Source organism: Geobacter metallireducens GS-15, assembly GCF_000012925.1.
Classification (GTDB): domain Bacteria; phylum Desulfobacterota; class Desulfuromonadia; order Geobacterales; family Geobacteraceae; genus Geobacter; species Geobacter metallireducens.
The window spans coordinates 3,644,428-3,661,651 of sequence record NC_007517.1 but is presented as its reverse complement, the minus strand read 5'-3'; the positions used below and the strand labels follow the sequence as shown (position 1 = coordinate 3,661,651).

The following is a 17,224-nucleotide window of genomic DNA, read 5'->3' as shown; positions in this document are numbered from 1 at the left end:
AAAATTACAGCACCACCGTCTCCCGGTGGACACCGAAGACGTCGCGGAGGACGTTGGCGATTTCGCCGAGGGTGGCGTAGGCCTTGACAGCGTTGAGGATCGGCGGCATGAGGTTGTCGGTTCCCTTGGCGGCGGCGGCGAGGGCGGCGAGGGTTTCCTTGACCCTTGCGTCGTCGCGTTTGGCCTTCATGTCGCCGAGGGACTTCTTCTGGGCGATTTCGACCTCTTCCTTGATCTTGAGAAGCTCGGGGGCCGGCTCGCCGGTGACGGTGAACTTGTTGACCCCGACGATGATCAGGTCGTCGGTTTCGATGGCCCGCTGGTAGGCGTAGGCGGAGTCCTGGATTTCCTTCTGCTGGAAGCCGCGGGAGATGGCTTCGACGGCGCCGCCGAGGGAGTCGATCTTGTTGATGTACTCGGTGGCGGCCATTTCGATCTGGTCGGTGAGGGATTCCACGAGGAAGCTGCCGGCCAGGGGGTCGATGGAGTCGGCCACGCCCGATTCGTAGGCGATGACCTGCTGGGTGCGGAGCGCTATCCGGACCGAGTCTTCGGTGGGGAGCGCCAGGGCCTCGTCGCGGGAGTTGGTGTGGAGCGACTGGGTGCCGCCGAGAACGGCGGCCAGGGCCTGGATGGTGACCCGCATGATGTTGTTGTCGGGCTGCTGGGCGGTGAGGGTGCAGCCGGCGGTCTGGGTGTGGAAGCGGAGCATGAGGGACTTGGGATCCTTGGCCCCGAACCGCTCTTTCATGATGGTGGCCCACATGCGGCGGGCGGCCCGGAACTTGGCGACTTCCTCCAAGAGGTTGTTGTGGGCGTTGAAGAAGAAGGCGAGCCGGGGGGCGAATTCATCCACGTTGAGGCCAGCCTTGATGGCGGCTTCCACGTAGGCGATGCCGTCGGCCAGGGTGAAGGCCACTTCCTGCACGGCGCTGGAGCCCGCCTCGCGGATGTGGTAGCCGGAGATGGAGATGGTGTTCCACTTGGGGACGTTGTCTTTGCAGTAGGCGAAGATGTCGGTGATGATCCGCATCGACTCCTGGGGGGGGTAGATGTAAGTCCCCCGGGCCATGTATTCTTTGAGGATGTCGTTTTGGATGGTGCCGGAAATCTTCTCCGGCGAGACACCCTGCTTCTCGGCCACGGCGATGTACATGGCTAGGAGGATAGCGGCGGTGGAGTTGATGGTCATGGAGGTGGAGACCTTGTCCAGGGGGATGCCGTCGAAGAGGATCTCCATGTCGGCCAGGGAGTCGATGGCGACCCCTACTTTACCAACTTCGCCCTGGGCCATGGCGGCGTCGGAGTCGTACCCCATCTGGGTGGGGAGGTCGAAGGCGACGGAAAGGCCGGTCTGACCCGCCTGAAGCAGATATTTGTAGCGCTCGTTGGATTCCTTGGCCGTGCCGAAACCGGCGTACTGGCGCATGGTCCAGAAGCGGCCCCGGTACATGGTGGGCTGGACGCCGCGGGTGAAGGGGTACTGGCCCGGGAAGCCGAGCTCCTCTTCGTAGCCCGGATAGTCGTCGAAGCCGGGAGTGAAGCAGCGCTCCATCTCGATATTGGAAGTGGTGCGGAATTCGGGCTTCCGCTCCGGGGATCTGGCGATGCTCTTGGCCACGACAGTGTCCTGCCAGGCCTGTTTCTTGTCGCTGATGCTCATGGTGTTCTCCTTCCGGTGGATAATTCGTGTCCTGAAAATGAAAACGGCCCCCGCCGTGGTGTTCAGCAGGGGCGCGTCGGTGGGTTGTGCGGCTAGAGGATGGTTTGAACCTTGGCCCAGATGTCGGCGTTTATCTCCTCTTCCGACCTGTCGGCTCCAGCGGCGATGCTGGCGCCATGCCAGCGGGAAATCTCCTTGAGATAGAACTCCCGCATCTTCTCATAGTATTCGATGCCCCCTTCGTGGTGGATCTGCAGGACATCCTCGATCCGCTCGAAGGCCTCCTGGGCCGGCACGTCGATGAAGAGGGTCAGGTCCGGATAGATCTCATCCTCGAAGAGAAATCCCCGGGAAAGCTTTTCGATATGGCGCAGCACGTCGAAATGCTTGGTGTAACCGCTGACCCAGGCGTTTGCCAGGGAAGAGATGCTCGATTGCTTGCACAGGACGATCTTGTCATCCTGGAGCGCCGGCTCGACGATGTTCTTGAAGACCTCGGTCCGGACCGCGGCCTCGAACATGAAGTCGGCCCGGGGGGTCCTGCCGAAGGGCCAGTTGAGAAGATTGTCGATCCCGAGTTCCTTTGCCCGGCCGGAATCGGGGTTGGCGCATTCGACCACGTCGTATTTCATTCCTGTCAGCGCCTTGTGCAGCCCCACGATGGCCGCCTTGACCTGCTGGCCCGAGCCGCTGATTCCCTCAATGACGATAAGTTTTCCTTTTCTCACGGTATCCTCCCGAATGTTGGTGTTAGTTCAGGCAAGGCAATTCGGCCGGCCCATAAAAACCGACCCCGCCTTTCCGGGCGGGGCCGGCGGATGCGGGCAGGGCCTGCTAGAGAACGGCCTTGAGATAGGCCGCGGTCCGCTCCCGTTTGAGCTGTTCCACCTCTTCCGGGTTCACTTCGACGAATTTCTCGTCGGGCGTGACCTTGAAGAGGGGCTGCCCCTTCTGGACGATGCTCCCGTCGGCGCCCTGCATAATGATCTTGTCGATGGTGCCTGAGAAGGTGGCTCGCACGGTATTGAACATCTTCATGACTTCGATGATGTAGAGAGCCTGCCCCTTCTCGAAGTGCATCCCCTCGTACACGAAGGCGGGCATGCCCGGCGCCTCCTGGCCGTAGTACATGCCGCCGCACATGGCGACGATCTCGTCGGCCTTGGTGGCGGGGGGAGGAACGAGAATCTTCTTCATCCTGGCCTGCAGCTCCGGATCGTTCAGGTAGTCGGGGATGGTGACTTCCAGGTCGTCCTCAACCTTGAAGTCCCAGAACTTGACGGTATCGGCGATGATGAAGAGCATGCCGAGGAGTTCAAGCCCGGCCTCGAAGCCCATGTGGGCGGACTGGATTTCGAGCCACCGTTCGTCGGAGAACCCGCCTTGGGGCTTCTCCTTGACGAGGATGGCCGAAAGGGCGTCGAACTCGTGGAGCCCCAGCTTGAAATGGCCGGCCAGGGTCGTGTAGAAGCGGAGTCCCTTCTGGAGCAGGTCGTTGTCATGGTCCCAGATCACGTCGGCTGCCGGTGCCGCCGGGTCGTAGGACATGTTCAGATACTCGTAGGTGTCTGCCAGGATCACAAAGGGGTTGTCGTGCCAGATTACCTTCCCGTTTTCCATGGTGAAGTTCCTGCGGTTGATGGAGAGCCACCCCGAGAGGAGGTGCGGGTCGGCCAGGAGCCGGTCCATGGGGCGGGTGACCAGGGTTCCCTTTCGGTCGAGGATGGCGGACATCTCCTTGGCGATCTTCGGGTCGTCGGGGAACTGGGCGGCCACCTTCCTGGCGTAGGCCTTCTTCATCTGGATGAAGGCGAAGACCGTGTCGAGCTTGTTGGCCTCTTCCTTCAGCTGCCCCACCAGAGTCAGGTAGGGGACCACGAAACGGGTAGTCGGTTTGGCCATGACGTTCTGGCCAAGGAACCAGTTGACGAGGCCGTAGTGGAACTCCAGGTTGGTGGCCAGGTCGGTGCCGCGCAGGATGGTTTTGCCCAGAACTTCGGAAAGCTTCAGGTAGCTGTCGAGGCGGTCCTCTCCCTTGGTGAGGAGCAGGGCGATGTTGGAGTCGTAGGCGCCCGCCACCTTGTAGCGCATGAACATGCCGGTGTCGGGGTTGACCAGGCAGATTCCCTGGTCATCGCGGATTTCTCCTTCAATGGGATCCGACCAGTACCGTATCATGCCGCCGGCATGGGGGGAGAGGGAGGCGTCGGTGGCGTTGAGGCGGGCCTCGGCGCCGGCCGCGAACCGGGCAATCCGCTCCGGCTTGGGGAGCCGCTTCTTGTGCTTCACCAGCAGGGCCATGGCCTCCACCAGGGACTCGACGATAAAGAAATCGTTCTTGTCCTTGGGATTGGTGAACTTGAGGGAGTAGCAGAGCTCGGAGACCCGGTGCTCCACCTGGATGCGGGTGTTCACTTCCATGAAGTAGTAACGGTCCCGGTCCACGATGCACTCGAAGGTGGAAGCGGAGTCGAGCCCCACGGCGGCGCCGAACTTGGCGGCATCTTCCTCCATCCGCTTGAGCACCTTGAGGTCGCTCTCCAGGGCCTTCACCTCGGCCTTGCGCCCGGCAGCCTTGGCCTTGTCGATGGCCAGGGCAAGCCCTTCCTGGGTGACGGAGATTTCAAGGAGCTTCTGCTCGTGCATCTGGAGGGAGCAGTCGCGACCCCCCATGGAGATGCACCACTCGCCGTTGCCCAGGAGCTGGATCTCGTTGTGGCGGGTCTGCTCGATGTTGAGCTCGATGAGGACGTTCTTGTTGTCCCCCACGCCGTTGGCCTTGACCTCGTTGAGGACCTCCCGGACCAGGCCGGGGGCCTCGGCGGCCGCTTCCCTGACCTGGGCCTCGGTCGGCTTCTTGGTGTTCAGCAGCGACGCGCCGAGGATCCGTTGCCCCTTGCCGCCGCCGCCACCAATGGCCTTGAGGCGGATCCGGCTGCCGGGGTACTCGGTGAACATGTTCGCCACTTCCACCTGCACCTGGGCGGAGAGCTCCTCAATGGAGTAGAGGTCGATACCCTTGGCGTAGGAGGCGTAGAGGATGGCGTCGGCCAACTCCTCAAGGGAGAGTTTGGTGTCTTTCAGGACCTTGGCGTCCACGTCGAGCCCCTGGGCCGGCACGAGGGCCAGGAGCGCCTCGCGGGTCTGGTGCTTTTTGACCAGGGTCCGGGCCGTGACGTTGTTGATGCCCGGGGTGACGCTGACCCCCACTTGGAGGGCGGTCCGCTTGGCCTCGTCCTTCTTGCCGGCGTCGGCCTGGGTGCGGGAGTTGGGGCCCATGAACGACAGGCCGGCGTTCTCGATGGCGGCGACAAACTCCTCGTCCTCGGCCATGAAGCCGTAGCCGGCGAAGATGGCGTCGTACCCGTTGTCCTTGGCGATCTGGATGATCTGGCCGATCCGCTCGACCCGCTCCTCCTTGGAGGCGCCGGTGTAGTCAGGCACCCGGTGGACCCGGTTGGAATCGGTCAGCTGGCGCAGTTCCGGAGCCAGGGCGTTGGCGTAGACGATGGAGTCCTTCTCGGAGAGGAGGATACCGTAGTGGGTGATCCCCATCTCCTCATAGACATCCATGGCCTCCTTGCGGATGGGGCCGCGGCAGACGATGAGCGGCTTCAGGTCCTCGCAGGCAAAGGAGCGCACCCACTCGGAATCGGACGCGCCGAGACGACGGTCCCGGTGAATCAAGGGGTTGTTCATGTACAGGTCGGTCATTGGTCTCTATCTCCAATTCATTAGAATGAAAAATGCCTGATCAATAACACGGAGAGACTGAGGGCACGGAGAACGGCTAAAACCATTAATTGGGGTAAGCCTCGGCACAGCAGGTGAAACCGTTCAAGAGGTTTTTCTCCGTGTCCTCCGTGTCTCTGTGTTATTCAATAATCTAGTGGAACTCGCGCTGCGGGCCGCACATGGGCGACGGCTTGTAGTGCCGCATCAGGAAGGCGATGTTTTCGCCCAGGACCTGGCGCAGGTCGGTTGGCATGACGATGGAGGAGATGGAGCCCAGGGCTAGACCTTCCTTCGGGTTCATCAGTTCTTTTTCGTACCGCTGGTTCAGGGTCGCTTCCTGGCCTTTGAGCCACTCGGCGGCTTCCTTCTCGGCATCCCGTTTGGCTGCCGCGGCTTCCGTGCCGGCACAGATCCGCTCCTCGGTCCCCTTCTTGACCATCTCGGCCACGGTTCCGCGAATCTTGCGCAGTTCGTCCTTGTAGACGAATTCCTTGCCGGCGGGCCCCATGACGGCGAGGCGGGTGGTGGGAAGCGCTAGCACCAGGTCGGCGCCGGTGGGGTAGTTGTTGTAGGACGCGTAGGCGCCGCCGAAGGCGTTGCGGAGGATGAGGAGGATCCGCGGGGTCCGGACGTCGACGATGGCGTCGAGCATGGAGCGGCCCGCCTGGACGATGCCGCGGCTCTCCTGTTCGCGCCCCGGCAGGAAGCCGGTGGTGTCTTCCATGAAGATGATGGGTATGTTGTAGATGTTGCAGAACCGGACGAAACGGGCGATCTTCACCGCCGAGTCGCAGTCGATCTGTCCCGAGGCCACCGCCGAGTTGTTGGCCACGAAGCCGACCACCTGGCCCCCGAGGCGGCCGAAGGCGGTGACCGCTTCCTTGGCCCGCTCGGGCTGGAGCTCGAAGTAGTCGCCGTGGTCGCAGATCTGCTGGATGATGATGGAGACGTCGAACGGCGTGTTGAAGCCGGTGGGGGAGTTGAAGGCTTTTTTCAGGAGCGTGTTGATCTCCCAGGTCTTGCGGTCCAGGGGATCGCTGGTCTTCTGGAATGGAGCCCCCACGCTGTTGTTGTCGGGAATGTAGGAGAGGAGGCGGACCGCCGTGCGGAGGGCGGCAAGTTCATCGGAAACGGTCAGGTCGGCTACGCCCGATCTGCCGTGGACCTTGGGCCCCCCCAGCTCGTCGGGGGTGATGTCCTCGCCGAGGACCGACTTGACGACGCCGGGGCCGGTGAGGCCGAAGAAGGTCTCGTTGGGCTGGATGACGAAGCTCCCCTGCCGCGGCAGGTAGGAGCCGCCGCCGGCGTTGAAGCCGAACATGCACATGATGGAGGGGACCACGCCGCTGATCTTGCGCAGGGCCGTGAATGCCTCGGCGTAGCCGTCGAGGCCGCCGACCCCGGCCGGCACGAAGGCGCCCGCGGAGTCGTTCATGCCGATGAGGGGAATCCCCTTCTCGCCGGCCAGGTTGAAAAGCTTGGCCAGCTTGCTCCCGTTGGTGGCATCGATGGAGCCGGCCCGGACAGTGAAGTCATGGCCGTAGACCGCAACGTCGCGGCCGCCGATATTCATGATGGCGGTCACCAGGGAGGCACCGTCCAGGTTCTTGCCCCAGTTCTGGTACAGGACGTTGGGAGCCTGGTCGGAGAGGACCTTGAGGCGTTCCCACACGGTCATCCGCTTCTTGAAGTGCTGTTTCTCGATCTGGTCGATCTTGACCGACTTGATGGGGCGCTGGATGAGGTCGTATCCCTCCTGTATCGCCTCCTCGTAGGGGCCGGTCGTCCGAGAGATTTCGCCAGGGATGGTAAATTCTACTTTCTCGGGGGGGTCAAACGGGTTCTTGAGTTGCGGTTTGATTGCATTCTTAGACATCGCGGCCATCCTTCCGGTTGGTAGATTTTTTCAACAGTCGCATTGCGAAATCCCTCCTGTTGAGTTCCGTGCACGTTTAAAGGTGATTATGTATACGATTCTGCATAAAAAAACGGGTTGTCTGAGGGGGGTGTCGGTTTAGCGGGTAACCACCGCCAGCACTTGGACTTCGTTTCCGTCCCTGGAGAGGAGTCGGTGTCTGAGGGACGAGTCGAAGTAGACGCAATCCCCCTCTTCGAGGGCGATCCGTTCGTCTTCGAGCAGTAGCTCCGCAGTCCCTTTCATGACAAAGAGGAACTCTTCGCCATCATGGCTGTAGGTGTTCTCCTCGGCGGCCTTTTCGGTGACGGTGAGGAGGAAGGGTTCCATCTTCTTGTTCTGCTTGCGGAAGGAGAGTGACTCGTAGGAGTACCCCTGGCTGGTGCCGGCCCGGGAGATGACCCGGGGGATCACCTTGCGCTCGCCCCGGCGAACCACCTCATAGCGGTATTCCTCTTCATCCTCGGAGAAGAAGAGGCTGATCTTAACGTCGAAGAATTTTGCGATCTTGGACAAGGTCGCGATGGGAGGGGAGACGTTGTTGTTCTCGATCTGGGATATGAGGGCGGGGGAAAAGCCTGTTTCTCGGGCGACCGCCTGGAGAGTCAGCTTCTTGGCCAGACGGAGCTTTTTGATCTTGGCCCCGATGTTGTATTCGGACATCCGCTACCCCGTTGAAGAAAGAAATAAAACTGGTTTTTATTCAGCATTTACATACCCTAAAGTGGTTTGTACTGTCAATAAAATAATTTTTATCTTGACTTAATTTGTCAGAATAGACGGGGGATTGGAGCGGGGAGGGAGAGATGGATACCGTCATTGAGGAGACTATAGAACGATTTTTCCAGAGGGGAAAAACGAGTCGGCGGGAGAGGGATGGAAACCCCGTCCCGCCGACTCGCCGGATTACGGGCGGATGGAACGGGCGAGGATCTCGAGGGTATGCAGGACGCGGGTCCGGTTGCGTTGCTGCTTGAGCCCGTCGGAGAGTTGCATCATGCAGCCGGGGCAGCCGGTGACCACCGCATCGGCGCCAGTGTTGATGATGGCGGCGCTCTTCATCTTGTTGATGGCCAGGGAACTCTCGTAGTGGTAGACGTTGAAGGTGCCGCCGAGGCCGCAACACTTGTCGGCGCCCTCCATCTCGGCCAGTTCCACGCCCGGGGTCCCCTGCAGCAGTTCCCGGGGCTGACGGGTGATGGCGCGGGTTCTCAGGTGGCACGGGTCGTGGTAGGTGACGCGGATGTCGCTGCCGGCGCCGGTTTCCTCGGGATTGAGCCCCAGTTTTTGCAGGAGCTGGGCCGCGTCCACGGTCTTCTCGGCGATGGCCTTGAGGCGGGCCGCCAGTTCCGGGTGCCGCTTACCTACCAGGTTGGGGTAGAACTTGTGGAGGGCGCCGCCGCAGGTGGCGCAGGCGGTCATGATGTAGTCGGCCTCGTACCGCTCCAACTCGGCCAGGTTCTTCTCGGCCAACCCGCGCACCGTGTCCAGGTCGCCGCCGGACATTCCCGGCAGGCCGCAGCACTGCTGGTTCTTGGGGATGATAACCGTGCACCCCAGGTGCCGGAACAGGGCCAGGGCCGCCTCCCCCACCTGGGGGTAGCAGAAGTTGGTCATGCAGCCGACGAAGTAGACGATGCGCGGCTTTCCCGGTTCCCCTGGAATCACTTCGGGGTGGCGGTCCAGGAACGGCTTTTTCGCGATGGAGGGGATGTGGCGCTTCCCCCCCAAAAAGGGGAGCGGGAAGCGGAGCCGCAGCCCCGAGGTCTCCGGCACCTTGCGGAAAAAGAGGGGACCGAGAATCCGGGCCGCCGCGGCGCCAAATTTCATGAGAGAGCGATTCCTGATCACCCGCCCCACCGCCGCGTGGAAGGTGGTGAGTCCCCGCTGGCCCGAGAGGGCCTCCCGGGCCACCACGACGATCTCGTCCGTGGGGACGTCGTTGGGACACTTTTCCACGCAGCTTCCGCAGAGGAGGCACTTGGACATGGCGGCGTAGGTGGCGTCGTCCAGCTCGATGTCCCCCTTGAGGAGGTGCTGGGCCAGGGCCACCTTCCCCCGGGCCACGGCCGGCTCCTTGCCGAAGGTGGCGAAAGCGGGGCAGTGGGCCCGGCAGGCGCCGCACTTCACGCATTTTTTCAGTTCGTTTTCGACTCGTTTGAGAGGATCCACGGGAAAACCTTTTTGAATAACACGGAGAGACGGAGGGCACGGAGAAAAGCTCGTAACTAAAAAGAAGAAGTGTTTTGAGAAGTCCAGCTGATCGTCGAATTATGAGGAAATCATTTGTGAATCTAATTTCCTGATAGTACTGGAACTCCGTGCTCTCCGTCTCTCCGTGTTATTAATGAAGTTGGTCTTGCAGCTACTTACACCGGGAACATCTTCCCCGGATTGAGGATGTTGTTGGGGTCCAGGGCCTTCTTGATGGCCTGCATGGTCGCCACCTGGGCCGGTTTCAGCTCCAGGTGGATGTAGGGCTGCTTGGCGAGCCCCACGCCGTGCTCGCCGGACATGGTGCCGTTCAGGTCAAGGGCCGCCTGGAACACCTCGGCGATGGCCTCGTGGGCCTTCTCTTCCTGTCCGGCCACGGACTTGTCGATCATGATGTTGACGTGGATGTTGCCGTCGCCGGCATGGCCGAAGTTGACGATGGGGATCGCGTACTTCTGCTGAATCTTCTCGATCACCCGGATAACGTCGGGCACCTTCGAGCGGGGGACCACGATGTCTTCGTTGAACTTGTCCGGGTTCACGTCCCGAAGGGACGGCGACACCAGCCGCCGCACCTTCCAGAGGGCCTCGGATTCGGCGGCGTCCTTGGCGATCTTGCACTCAACCAATCCCAGCGGTTTGATCAATTCCTGGATGCGGGCCGCCTGTTTCTCGATCAGGTCCCGGTCGCCGTCCACTTCGATAATGAGGACGGCTCGGCCGCTGGCCGGAATCCCCAGGTTGAAGCGCTTCTCCACGCACTGGAGTGTGGCGTGATCCATGAACTCCAGGGTCGTGGGGATGATCTTGTTGCCGATGATGGTGGAGACCGCCTTGGCGGCGCCGTCGATGGAGTCGAAGATGGTCATCATGGTCTTCTTCGCCTCTGGCAACGGCAGGAGCTTGAAGATGATCTTGGTGATGACGCCGAGGGTCCCCTCGGAGCCGCAGAGGAGCCGGGTTAGGTCGTACCCCACCACCCCCTTGTAGGTCTCGCCCCCGGTGCGGATGATCTCGCCGGAGGGAAGGACCACTTCGAGCCCCATGACGAAGTCCCGGGTGACACCGTACTTCACGCAGCGGGGACCGCCGGCGTTCTCGGCCACGTTTCCCCCCAGGGTGGAGAACTTGAGGGATGCGGGGTCCGGCGGGTAGAAGAGCCCCAGCTTTTCCACCTCCAGTTGGAACTGCTCGGTGACTACGCCGGGCTCCACCTCGGCGATGAGGTTCTCGGTGTCGATGCGGAGGATGCGGTTAAGCCGCGTGACGACGAGGACAATACCGCCCCCCTTGGGGAGCGCCCCGCCGGTGAAGCCGCTGCCGGCCCCCCGGGGATAGACCGGGAACTGCTCTCGGTTGGCCAGCTTCAGCACCGCGGAAACCTCGTCGGGGCTGCCGGGGTGAACCACGGCGTCGGGGAGGAATTCCATCTGGGTGGCGTCGTAGCCGTAGCAGATCAGGTCCTGGCGGTCGGTGGCCACGTTGTCGGCGCCGACGATGGTTTTCAGTTCATCGATGATGCGGTTGTCGAGCATGTTACCTCTGTTCTTGAATAACACAGAGCAACAGAGCAACTGAGAAATCAAAAGCTAAAATACAAAACGTTCAAAGAACTTGTCTTGTGATTTTCAACTCTGTTGCTCAGTTGCTCTGTGTTATTTCATGGTTTTATTACCGGCAGCACCGTTCCCCCCTCGGGGATGACGTAGGCGGTGTAGTCGGCCGGGAGGAACTCCGCCGCCTGTGCCATGGCCTCGTCGAGGCTCCTTGCTGGAGTCATTCCCATGGTGCGGACTTCCTCCGGCGGAAGCTCCGAGACGAGGATGACGCGGAATTTCTGCGCTTTTTGGAGCAGGGAGTAGGCGGTCTGGCCGTTGATCTCGTAGTGGCTCCGGAGCCGCGTCTCAAAGGCGCCCAGATCCCTGAACCGGAACCAGTCGAAGAAGGTGGCGTTGCCGTAGCCGTCCCGGCACTGGGCCAGGAGGACCATGACCCCCCCCTCCTTCAGTGCCTGGCTACCGTACTCCATGGCCTTGTGGGACTGGATGACGTTGATGTCCTTGGGGAAGCCGCCGCAGGAGACCACGACGAGATCCGCCTTCTCCCGGAGCGGCCAGGCGAACCGCTCGGCGTAGAAGCGGCACCCCTCTTCGTGGGCCTCCCGCCAAGGGCCGGCAAAGGCGGCCATGATCCGCTTGTCCGGGGAGAGGACCGTGTTCAGGATGAAGTCGGGCTCCACCATGGCGCACGCCTCCACCATGGCGCCGTGGACCGGGTTCCCCTCCAGGTTGCCGGTAACGGCCAGGGGGTTCTTGCCGGTCCCCTCGCCGGGGTTCAGGACGGCGAAGTGGCTGGCCATGCACGTTGCCCGGGACGCCACGCCGGGGAGGATGCTCTTTCTCCCCCCACCGAAACCGGCGAAGTAGTGGAAACCGATGGTGCCGGTGAGGATGACCCGGTCCGCCTCCACCACCCGGCGGTTCACGGTCACCTCGATGCCGTTGGAGGTGCGGCCGATGAAGGCCAACTGCCCCGGGTCGTCGCAGTCGTGGTCCACGATCCGGATCCGGCCGTGGAGGGGGCCGGCGATCTTTTGGTGCTCATGCTCCGTCTGCTTCCGGTGGATGCCGAGGGCCACGAGGATTTCCATGTCCCGCTCCCGGATGCCGGTGGCCACCAGTCGTTCCACGAGAAGCGGCAGGTAGAGCTCACTCCCGGTGTAGCGGGTGATATCCGAGGTGACGATGACGACCCGCTCCCCGGGCCGGAAGGTGCCGATCGTTTCGGCGCACCGGTCGAGGGCGGCCGCGATGATCGTTTCGGGCCTGTCGACCGGTACGCCGATTTCCGGGCGGATGACGCCGAGAAGCCGCTCCGGGGGAAGCGTCAGGGTGAATGAGGTGTCGCCGTAGTGCAGGTCCATGGGGGATCAGAACCCCTTGTGGTACTCGGATACCTGGCGGGCGAAGGTGCGGCCGAATTCGAAGCAGGCCTCCTCGTCGGCCAGGGAAGGACGGTAGGCGAGTTGGATTCCCGGTTCCACGGTCTGGAGCCCCATCTGTTTGAACACCTCGTAGGACTCCTTCACGGCGCCGCCCCCCCAGCCGAAGCTGCCGAAGGCCCCGACGATCCGGTTTTTTGGGCGCAGGCCCCGCAGGTGGGTGAGGAATTCGGCCACGCTCGGGAAGAGGATGTTGTTGAGGGTCGGTGAGCCGATGAGGGCGCCACGGCACTTCCAGAATTCCTTGATGGCGACGCTGGTGGGGGTGGCCCGCAGCTTGATGATCTGGCAGTTGAGACCCTCGGCCCTGACCCCTTCGGCGATGGGGCCCGCCATCTTCTCGGTGCTCTGCCACATGGTGTCGTAGATGATCGCCACCGATTCCCGGGCCTTGCCGTTGGCCATGTCCAGGTACATGCCGAGGACCTTGCCGGGGTCTTTGCGCCAGATGAGGCCGTGATCCGGAGCGATTATGTCGATCTCGAATCCCTTTGCCTGGATCTCGGCAATCTTGGTCTTGATCATCTGGCCGAAGGGCATGAGGATGTTGGCGTAGTAGTCGACGACCGCGTCTTCCAGTTCGACCGGGGAGTTGGAAATCTCGTACTCGTCATCGAAGCGGTTTGCCGAGGCCACGTGCTGGCCAAAGGCGTCCTGGGTGAAGAGGATCTTGTCTTCACGGGCATAGGTCACCATGGAGTCGGGCCAGTGGAGCATGGGGGTTTCGAGGAATTCGAGGGTCCGCTTGCCGATGGTGAGGGTGTCCCCCGTCTTGACCGTCTTCACGTTCCAGCGGGAGAGGTCGAAGAAGCGCTCAAGCCCCTTTTTCCCCTTTTCCGAGATGTAGATGGTGGCGTTGGGGGCCAGATCCATGACACAGTCGAGGCTCGTGACGTGGTCGTTTTCGATGTGGTTGATGATAACGTTCTTGATCCGTGCCGGGTCCACCACCCCGCTGATGTTCTTGAGGGTGTAGGTGGCAAAATCATACTTGACCGTGTCGATGAGGGTGATCTCGTCGTCCATGATCAGGTAGTTGTTATAGGTGGTGCCCCGGGGGGTCTCGTAGCCGTGGAAATCACGCACTGCCCAGTCGACGGCGCCGACCCAGTAAATATCTTTCTTTATCTCAACAGCCTTCACTGGCATATCCTCCTGTTATATGGTGTTTGGTTGCCGTCGGCATGCCTTCCGGCGGGTAAAACGAGAGCGGGAGCGCCTCGGCGCCCCCGTTGTCAGTAGCCTGAAGAGTTACATCTCGGTAAGGACCCGTTCGTCGTAAACCGCCTCTATCTTCTGTTTGTGCCCCTTCTCGATGTCGGCGAGCACCAAGAGCATCCGCTTGAACTTGGGGTCGTCGGTCAACTCGGCCGCGGCCGTATAGAGTTTGTACGCATTCTCTTCAGTCTTCATGGCGTAGCGGAGGATTTCGGGGTAGCTCATGTCGTCCCGGAAGGGCATCTCCACCATGTACTCGGCGATCTTCATGTCAGGGCGGTCGGCGAGAGAGTACTTTTCAGCCCCCTCGATGTCCAGTCTTTCGAAGGCGGTCTTGTGGCCTGCCTCTTCGTTCGCCATCTCCTCGAACATCTTGCGGGCCGAGATGCTGGTGGCCTTCTGGGCAGCGGTCTTGTAGAGCTGGTAGGCGTTTTCTTCCCGCTCAACGGCGAATTTGATGATATCGTCAAGGGTCTTGAATTCCATGCTGTCTCCCCTCCCTGGCAGGTTTGAGTTCTCGTTCATTGCAGACAAACAAATCTATTCAACTTCCTCGAACTGGTCCCTGCCGACTCCGCAAACGGGACAGATCTCGGGCGGCTCCGGTCCCTCGTGAATGTAATCACAGACAACGCATCTCCATTTTTTCATCCTGTCCTCCTTTCGCGTGATGGGTCATGAACGACAGTCGGGGCAGATCCCGCTGAAGTTGATGGAATAGTCGACGATGGTAAAGCCGCTTTCCGTGGCGATGGGCACCTGCTGCGCGAGGTGAAGGGCCGGGGTGTGCATGTCCTCGATCTTTTCGCAGCGAATGCAGTGGATGTGGTGATGGCGCACCGTATTGGCATCATACCGGGCCTTGGACTCGGGGTTGCTGATCTTCTGGACAACGCCGATTCCCACGAGGGTTTCCAGAACCCGATAGACGGTGGTGCGGGAAATTCCCCGGAGCCTTCCGCGGACCGCATCGTAGAGCTGGTCGGCGGATGGGTGGTCCGTGCGCTCCGCAAGGGCGTCCAGGACGACGCGGCGCTGGACGGTCATGGCGAGGCCGTTTTGGCGGCAGCCGTCTTCAAGGTGGCGGAGTTTTTCCTTTTTGAATGCAAGAGGACAATCCATACTAGGTTGGTACTTTATTGCAATCGATGCCGCTAGTCAAGTGGATTCCCCTGTTGATGAAGGTCCTGTTTCCGCCTCGACTACTTGAGAGTGACGGTCGGGATCCGGTAATTTAACATTGACAAAACTTCAGACGTTCTATAACAATGTTACGTTTTTTGCTCTCTTGGAGCATTGTCTGGTTCGAGCAGGTTCAAAGCCTTTCGCAGGCTATTTTGTCAGGAGGTTGGTAAATGGAACAGTATGCAGTTTATTTCGCCCTGGCCTGTGCCGTGGCGGCCGTCGCCTACGGCCTCGTTTCGGCCCAGTGGATTCTGGGGCTCCCCCAGGGCAACGACCGGATGCGCCAGATTGCGGCAGCCATCCAGGAGGGTGCCGGCGCCTACATGAAGCGCCAGTACACCATCATCGCCGTCGTCGGGGTGATCATGTTCATCGCCCTGTTCGCTACCCTGGGGATGAAAACCGCCATCGGCTTCGCCATCGGCGCCCTCTTCTCGGGACTGACCGGCTTCATCGGCATGTTCGTTTCGGTCCGCGCCAACATCCGCACCACGGAAGCGGCCAAATCCGGCATCCACAAGGCCCTCAACGTGGCCTTCAAGGGGGGCGCCATTACCGGCATGCTGGTGGTGGGTCTGGGGCTCCTGGGTGTTGCCGGTTACTACTTCATCCTCCAGCAGGTCATGCCGGGCGCCCCGGTGAAAGAGGTGGTCAGCCAGCTTGTGGGCCTCGGCTTCGGCGGCTCGCTCATCTCCATCTTCGCCCGTCTCGGCGGCGGCATCTTCACCAAGGGTGCCGACGTGGGCGCCGACCTGGTGGGTAAGGTGGAGGCCGGCATCCCCGAGGACGACCCCCGCAACCCGGCGGTCATCGCCGACAACGTGGGGGACAACGTGGGTGACTGCGCCGGCATGGCCGCCGACCTGTTCGAGACCTACGCCGTGACCCTCATCGCCGCCATGCTCCTCGGCGCCATCGCCTTCACCGGCAATGTCGCCGCCGTCAACTATCCGCTGATCCTCGGCGGCATCTCCATCGTCGCCTCCATCATCGGCACCTTCTTCGTGAAGCTGGGCGGCAACCAGAAGATCATGCCCGCACTCTACAAGGGGCTCATCGCTTCCGGCGTCCTGGCCTGCATCGCCTTCTATGTGGTGACCGCCCAGATGTTCCCCCAGGGGCTGACCACTGCCGCCGGGGTGACCTATTCGGCCACCAACCTCTTCATCTCCGCCATCGTGGGCCTCGTGGTCACCGGTGCCATCTTCTGGATCACCGAATACTACACCGCCACCGAGTACGGGCCGGTTAAGCACATCGCCCAGGCCTCCACCACCGGCCACGCCACCAACATCATCGCCGGCCTCGGCGTCTCCATGAAGTCCACCGCCATGCCGGTCATCGTCATCGCCGCCGGCATCATCGTCGCCTTCCAGTGCGCCGGAGTCTACGGCATCGCCATTGCCGCCGTCTCCATGCTGTCGCTGACCGGCATCGTCGTCGCCATGGACGCCTACGGCCCCATCACCGACAACGCCGGTGGCATCGCCGAGATGGCCGAGCTGGACGACTCGGTCCGCGCCGTCACCGACCCCCTGGACGCCGTGGGGAACACCACCAAGGCGGTCACCAAGGGGTACGCCATTGGCTCCGCCGGCCTTGCCGCGGTCATCCTCTTCACCTCCTACGTAGATGAGCTGAAGCTGGCCGGCAAGATTATTGACTTCAACCTGGCCGATCCCTACATCATCGTCGGTCTGTTCCTCGGCGGGATGCTCCCCTACTACTTCGCCGCCCTCTGCATGGAGGCGGTTGGCAAGGCGGGCGGGTCGGTCGTTGAGGAAGTCCGTCGCCAGTTCCGTGAAATCAAGGGAATCATGGAAGGGACCGGCAAGCCGGACTACGCCTCCTGCGTCGACATCGTGACCAGGACGGCGCTTAAGGAGATGGTCATTCCCGGCATCATCCCCATCGCCGCTCCGATCATCATCGGTTTCACCCTCGGCCCCAAGGCCCTGGGCGGGGTCATCGTCGGCACCATCGTCACCGGTATCTTCGTGGCCATCTCCATGACCACCGGCGGCGGCGCCTGGGATAACGCCAAGAAGTACATCGAGGACGGCTACCACGGCGGCAAGGGTGGCGACGCCCACAAGGCCGCCGTCACTGGCGACACCGTCGGCGACCCCTACAAGGATACCGCCGGCCCGGCCGTCAACCCGATGATCAAGATCATCAACATCGTGTCGCTCCTCATCGTGCCGCTGCTCGCCAAGCTGGGGTAACGTGACAAGCAGTTTTTGACGCAGAAAGGGCGGCCGGAATTTTCCGGACCGCCCTTTTTTATGCCCCC

13 protein-coding genes are annotated in these 17,224 nt (G+C 61.6%); 1 reads left to right on the top strand and 12 read right to left on the bottom strand.

Features of this window, described 5'->3' with window-relative positions; genetic code table 11:
- Nucleotides 1-4: 4 nt before the first annotated feature.
- The 12 genes from GMET_RS16290 to GMET_RS16235 all read right to left on the bottom strand — a co-directional run bounded on the left by GMET_RS16290 (nt 5) and on the right by GMET_RS16235 (nt 14,868).
- On the bottom strand, nt 5-1,663 hold the full coding sequence (locus GMET_RS16290; protein ID WP_004512689.1) for an acyl-CoA mutase large subunit family protein: 1,659 nt from the start codon (nt 1,661-1,663) through the stop codon (nt 5-7).
- Nucleotides 1,664-1,755: 92 nt separating this feature from the next.
- The gene (locus tag GMET_RS16285; protein ID WP_004512688.1) at nt 1,756-2,391 is read right to left on the bottom strand and encodes a dTMP kinase; all 636 of its coding nucleotides are present in this window, start codon (nt 2,389-2,391) and stop codon (nt 1,756-1,758) included.
- A 106-nt stretch (nt 2,392-2,497) separates the two neighbouring features.
- Nucleotides 2,498-5,377, bottom strand: coding sequence for a biotin carboxylase N-terminal domain-containing protein (locus GMET_RS16280; RefSeq protein WP_004512687.1), 2,880 nt, complete (start codon nt 5,375-5,377; stop codon nt 2,498-2,500).
- 172 nt (nt 5,378-5,549) lie between these two features.
- Nucleotides 5,550-7,274 (bottom strand): acyl-CoA carboxylase subunit beta, encoded by a 1,725-nt coding sequence (locus GMET_RS16275; protein ID WP_004512686.1) that lies wholly within the window; start codon nt 7,272-7,274, stop codon nt 5,550-5,552.
- Nucleotides 7,275-7,412: 138 nt separating this feature from the next.
- Nucleotides 7,413-7,976 carry a helix-turn-helix domain-containing protein gene (locus GMET_RS16270; protein ID WP_004512685.1) on the bottom strand — a complete coding sequence of 188 codons (564 nt, stop codon included), beginning with the start codon at nt 7,974-7,976 and terminating at the stop codon, nt 7,413-7,415.
- A gap of 243 nt (nt 7,977-8,219) precedes the next feature.
- Nucleotides 8,220-9,485, bottom strand: coding sequence for a (Fe-S)-binding protein (locus GMET_RS16265; RefSeq protein WP_004512684.1), 1,266 nt, complete (start codon nt 9,483-9,485; stop codon nt 8,220-8,222).
- A gap of 197 nt (nt 9,486-9,682) precedes the next feature.
- Nucleotides 9,683-11,062, bottom strand: coding sequence for an FAD-binding oxidoreductase (locus GMET_RS16260; protein WP_004512683.1), 1,380 nt, complete (start codon nt 11,060-11,062; stop codon nt 9,683-9,685).
- A gap of 125 nt (nt 11,063-11,187) precedes the next feature.
- Nucleotides 11,188-12,450 (bottom strand): nickel-dependent lactate racemase, encoded by a 1,263-nt coding sequence (gene larA / locus GMET_RS16255; protein WP_004512682.1) that lies wholly within the window; start codon nt 12,448-12,450, stop codon nt 11,188-11,190.
- Nucleotides 12,451-12,456: 6 nt separating this feature from the next.
- Nucleotides 12,457-13,677 carry an FprA family A-type flavoprotein gene (locus GMET_RS16250; protein WP_238378952.1) on the bottom strand — a complete coding sequence of 407 codons (1,221 nt, stop codon included), beginning with the start codon at nt 13,675-13,677 and terminating at the stop codon, nt 12,457-12,459.
- A 102-nt stretch (nt 13,678-13,779) separates the two neighbouring features.
- Complete coding sequence (locus tag GMET_RS16245) at nt 13,780-14,232, bottom strand: ferritin family protein (RefSeq protein ID WP_004512680.1); 453 nt, start codon at nt 14,230-14,232, stop codon at nt 13,780-13,782.
- 54 nt (nt 14,233-14,286) lie between these two features.
- Nucleotides 14,287-14,397, bottom strand: coding sequence for a rubredoxin-like domain-containing protein (locus tag GMET_RS19255; RefSeq protein ID WP_011366166.1), 111 nt, complete (start codon nt 14,395-14,397; stop codon nt 14,287-14,289).
- 24 nt (nt 14,398-14,421) lie between these two features.
- The gene (locus GMET_RS16235) at nt 14,422-14,868 is read right to left on the bottom strand and encodes a Fur family transcriptional regulator (RefSeq protein ID WP_004512679.1); all 447 of its coding nucleotides are present in this window, start codon (nt 14,866-14,868) and stop codon (nt 14,422-14,424) included.
- A gap of 233 nt (nt 14,869-15,101) precedes the next feature.
- Between GMET_RS16235 and GMET_RS16230 the strand changes: the two genes are divergently transcribed.
- Complete coding sequence (locus tag GMET_RS16230) at nt 15,102-17,156, top strand: sodium-translocating pyrophosphatase (protein ID WP_004512678.1); 2,055 nt, start codon at nt 15,102-15,104, stop codon at nt 17,154-17,156.
- The last annotated feature ends 68 nt before the right edge of the window (nt 17,157-17,224 follow it).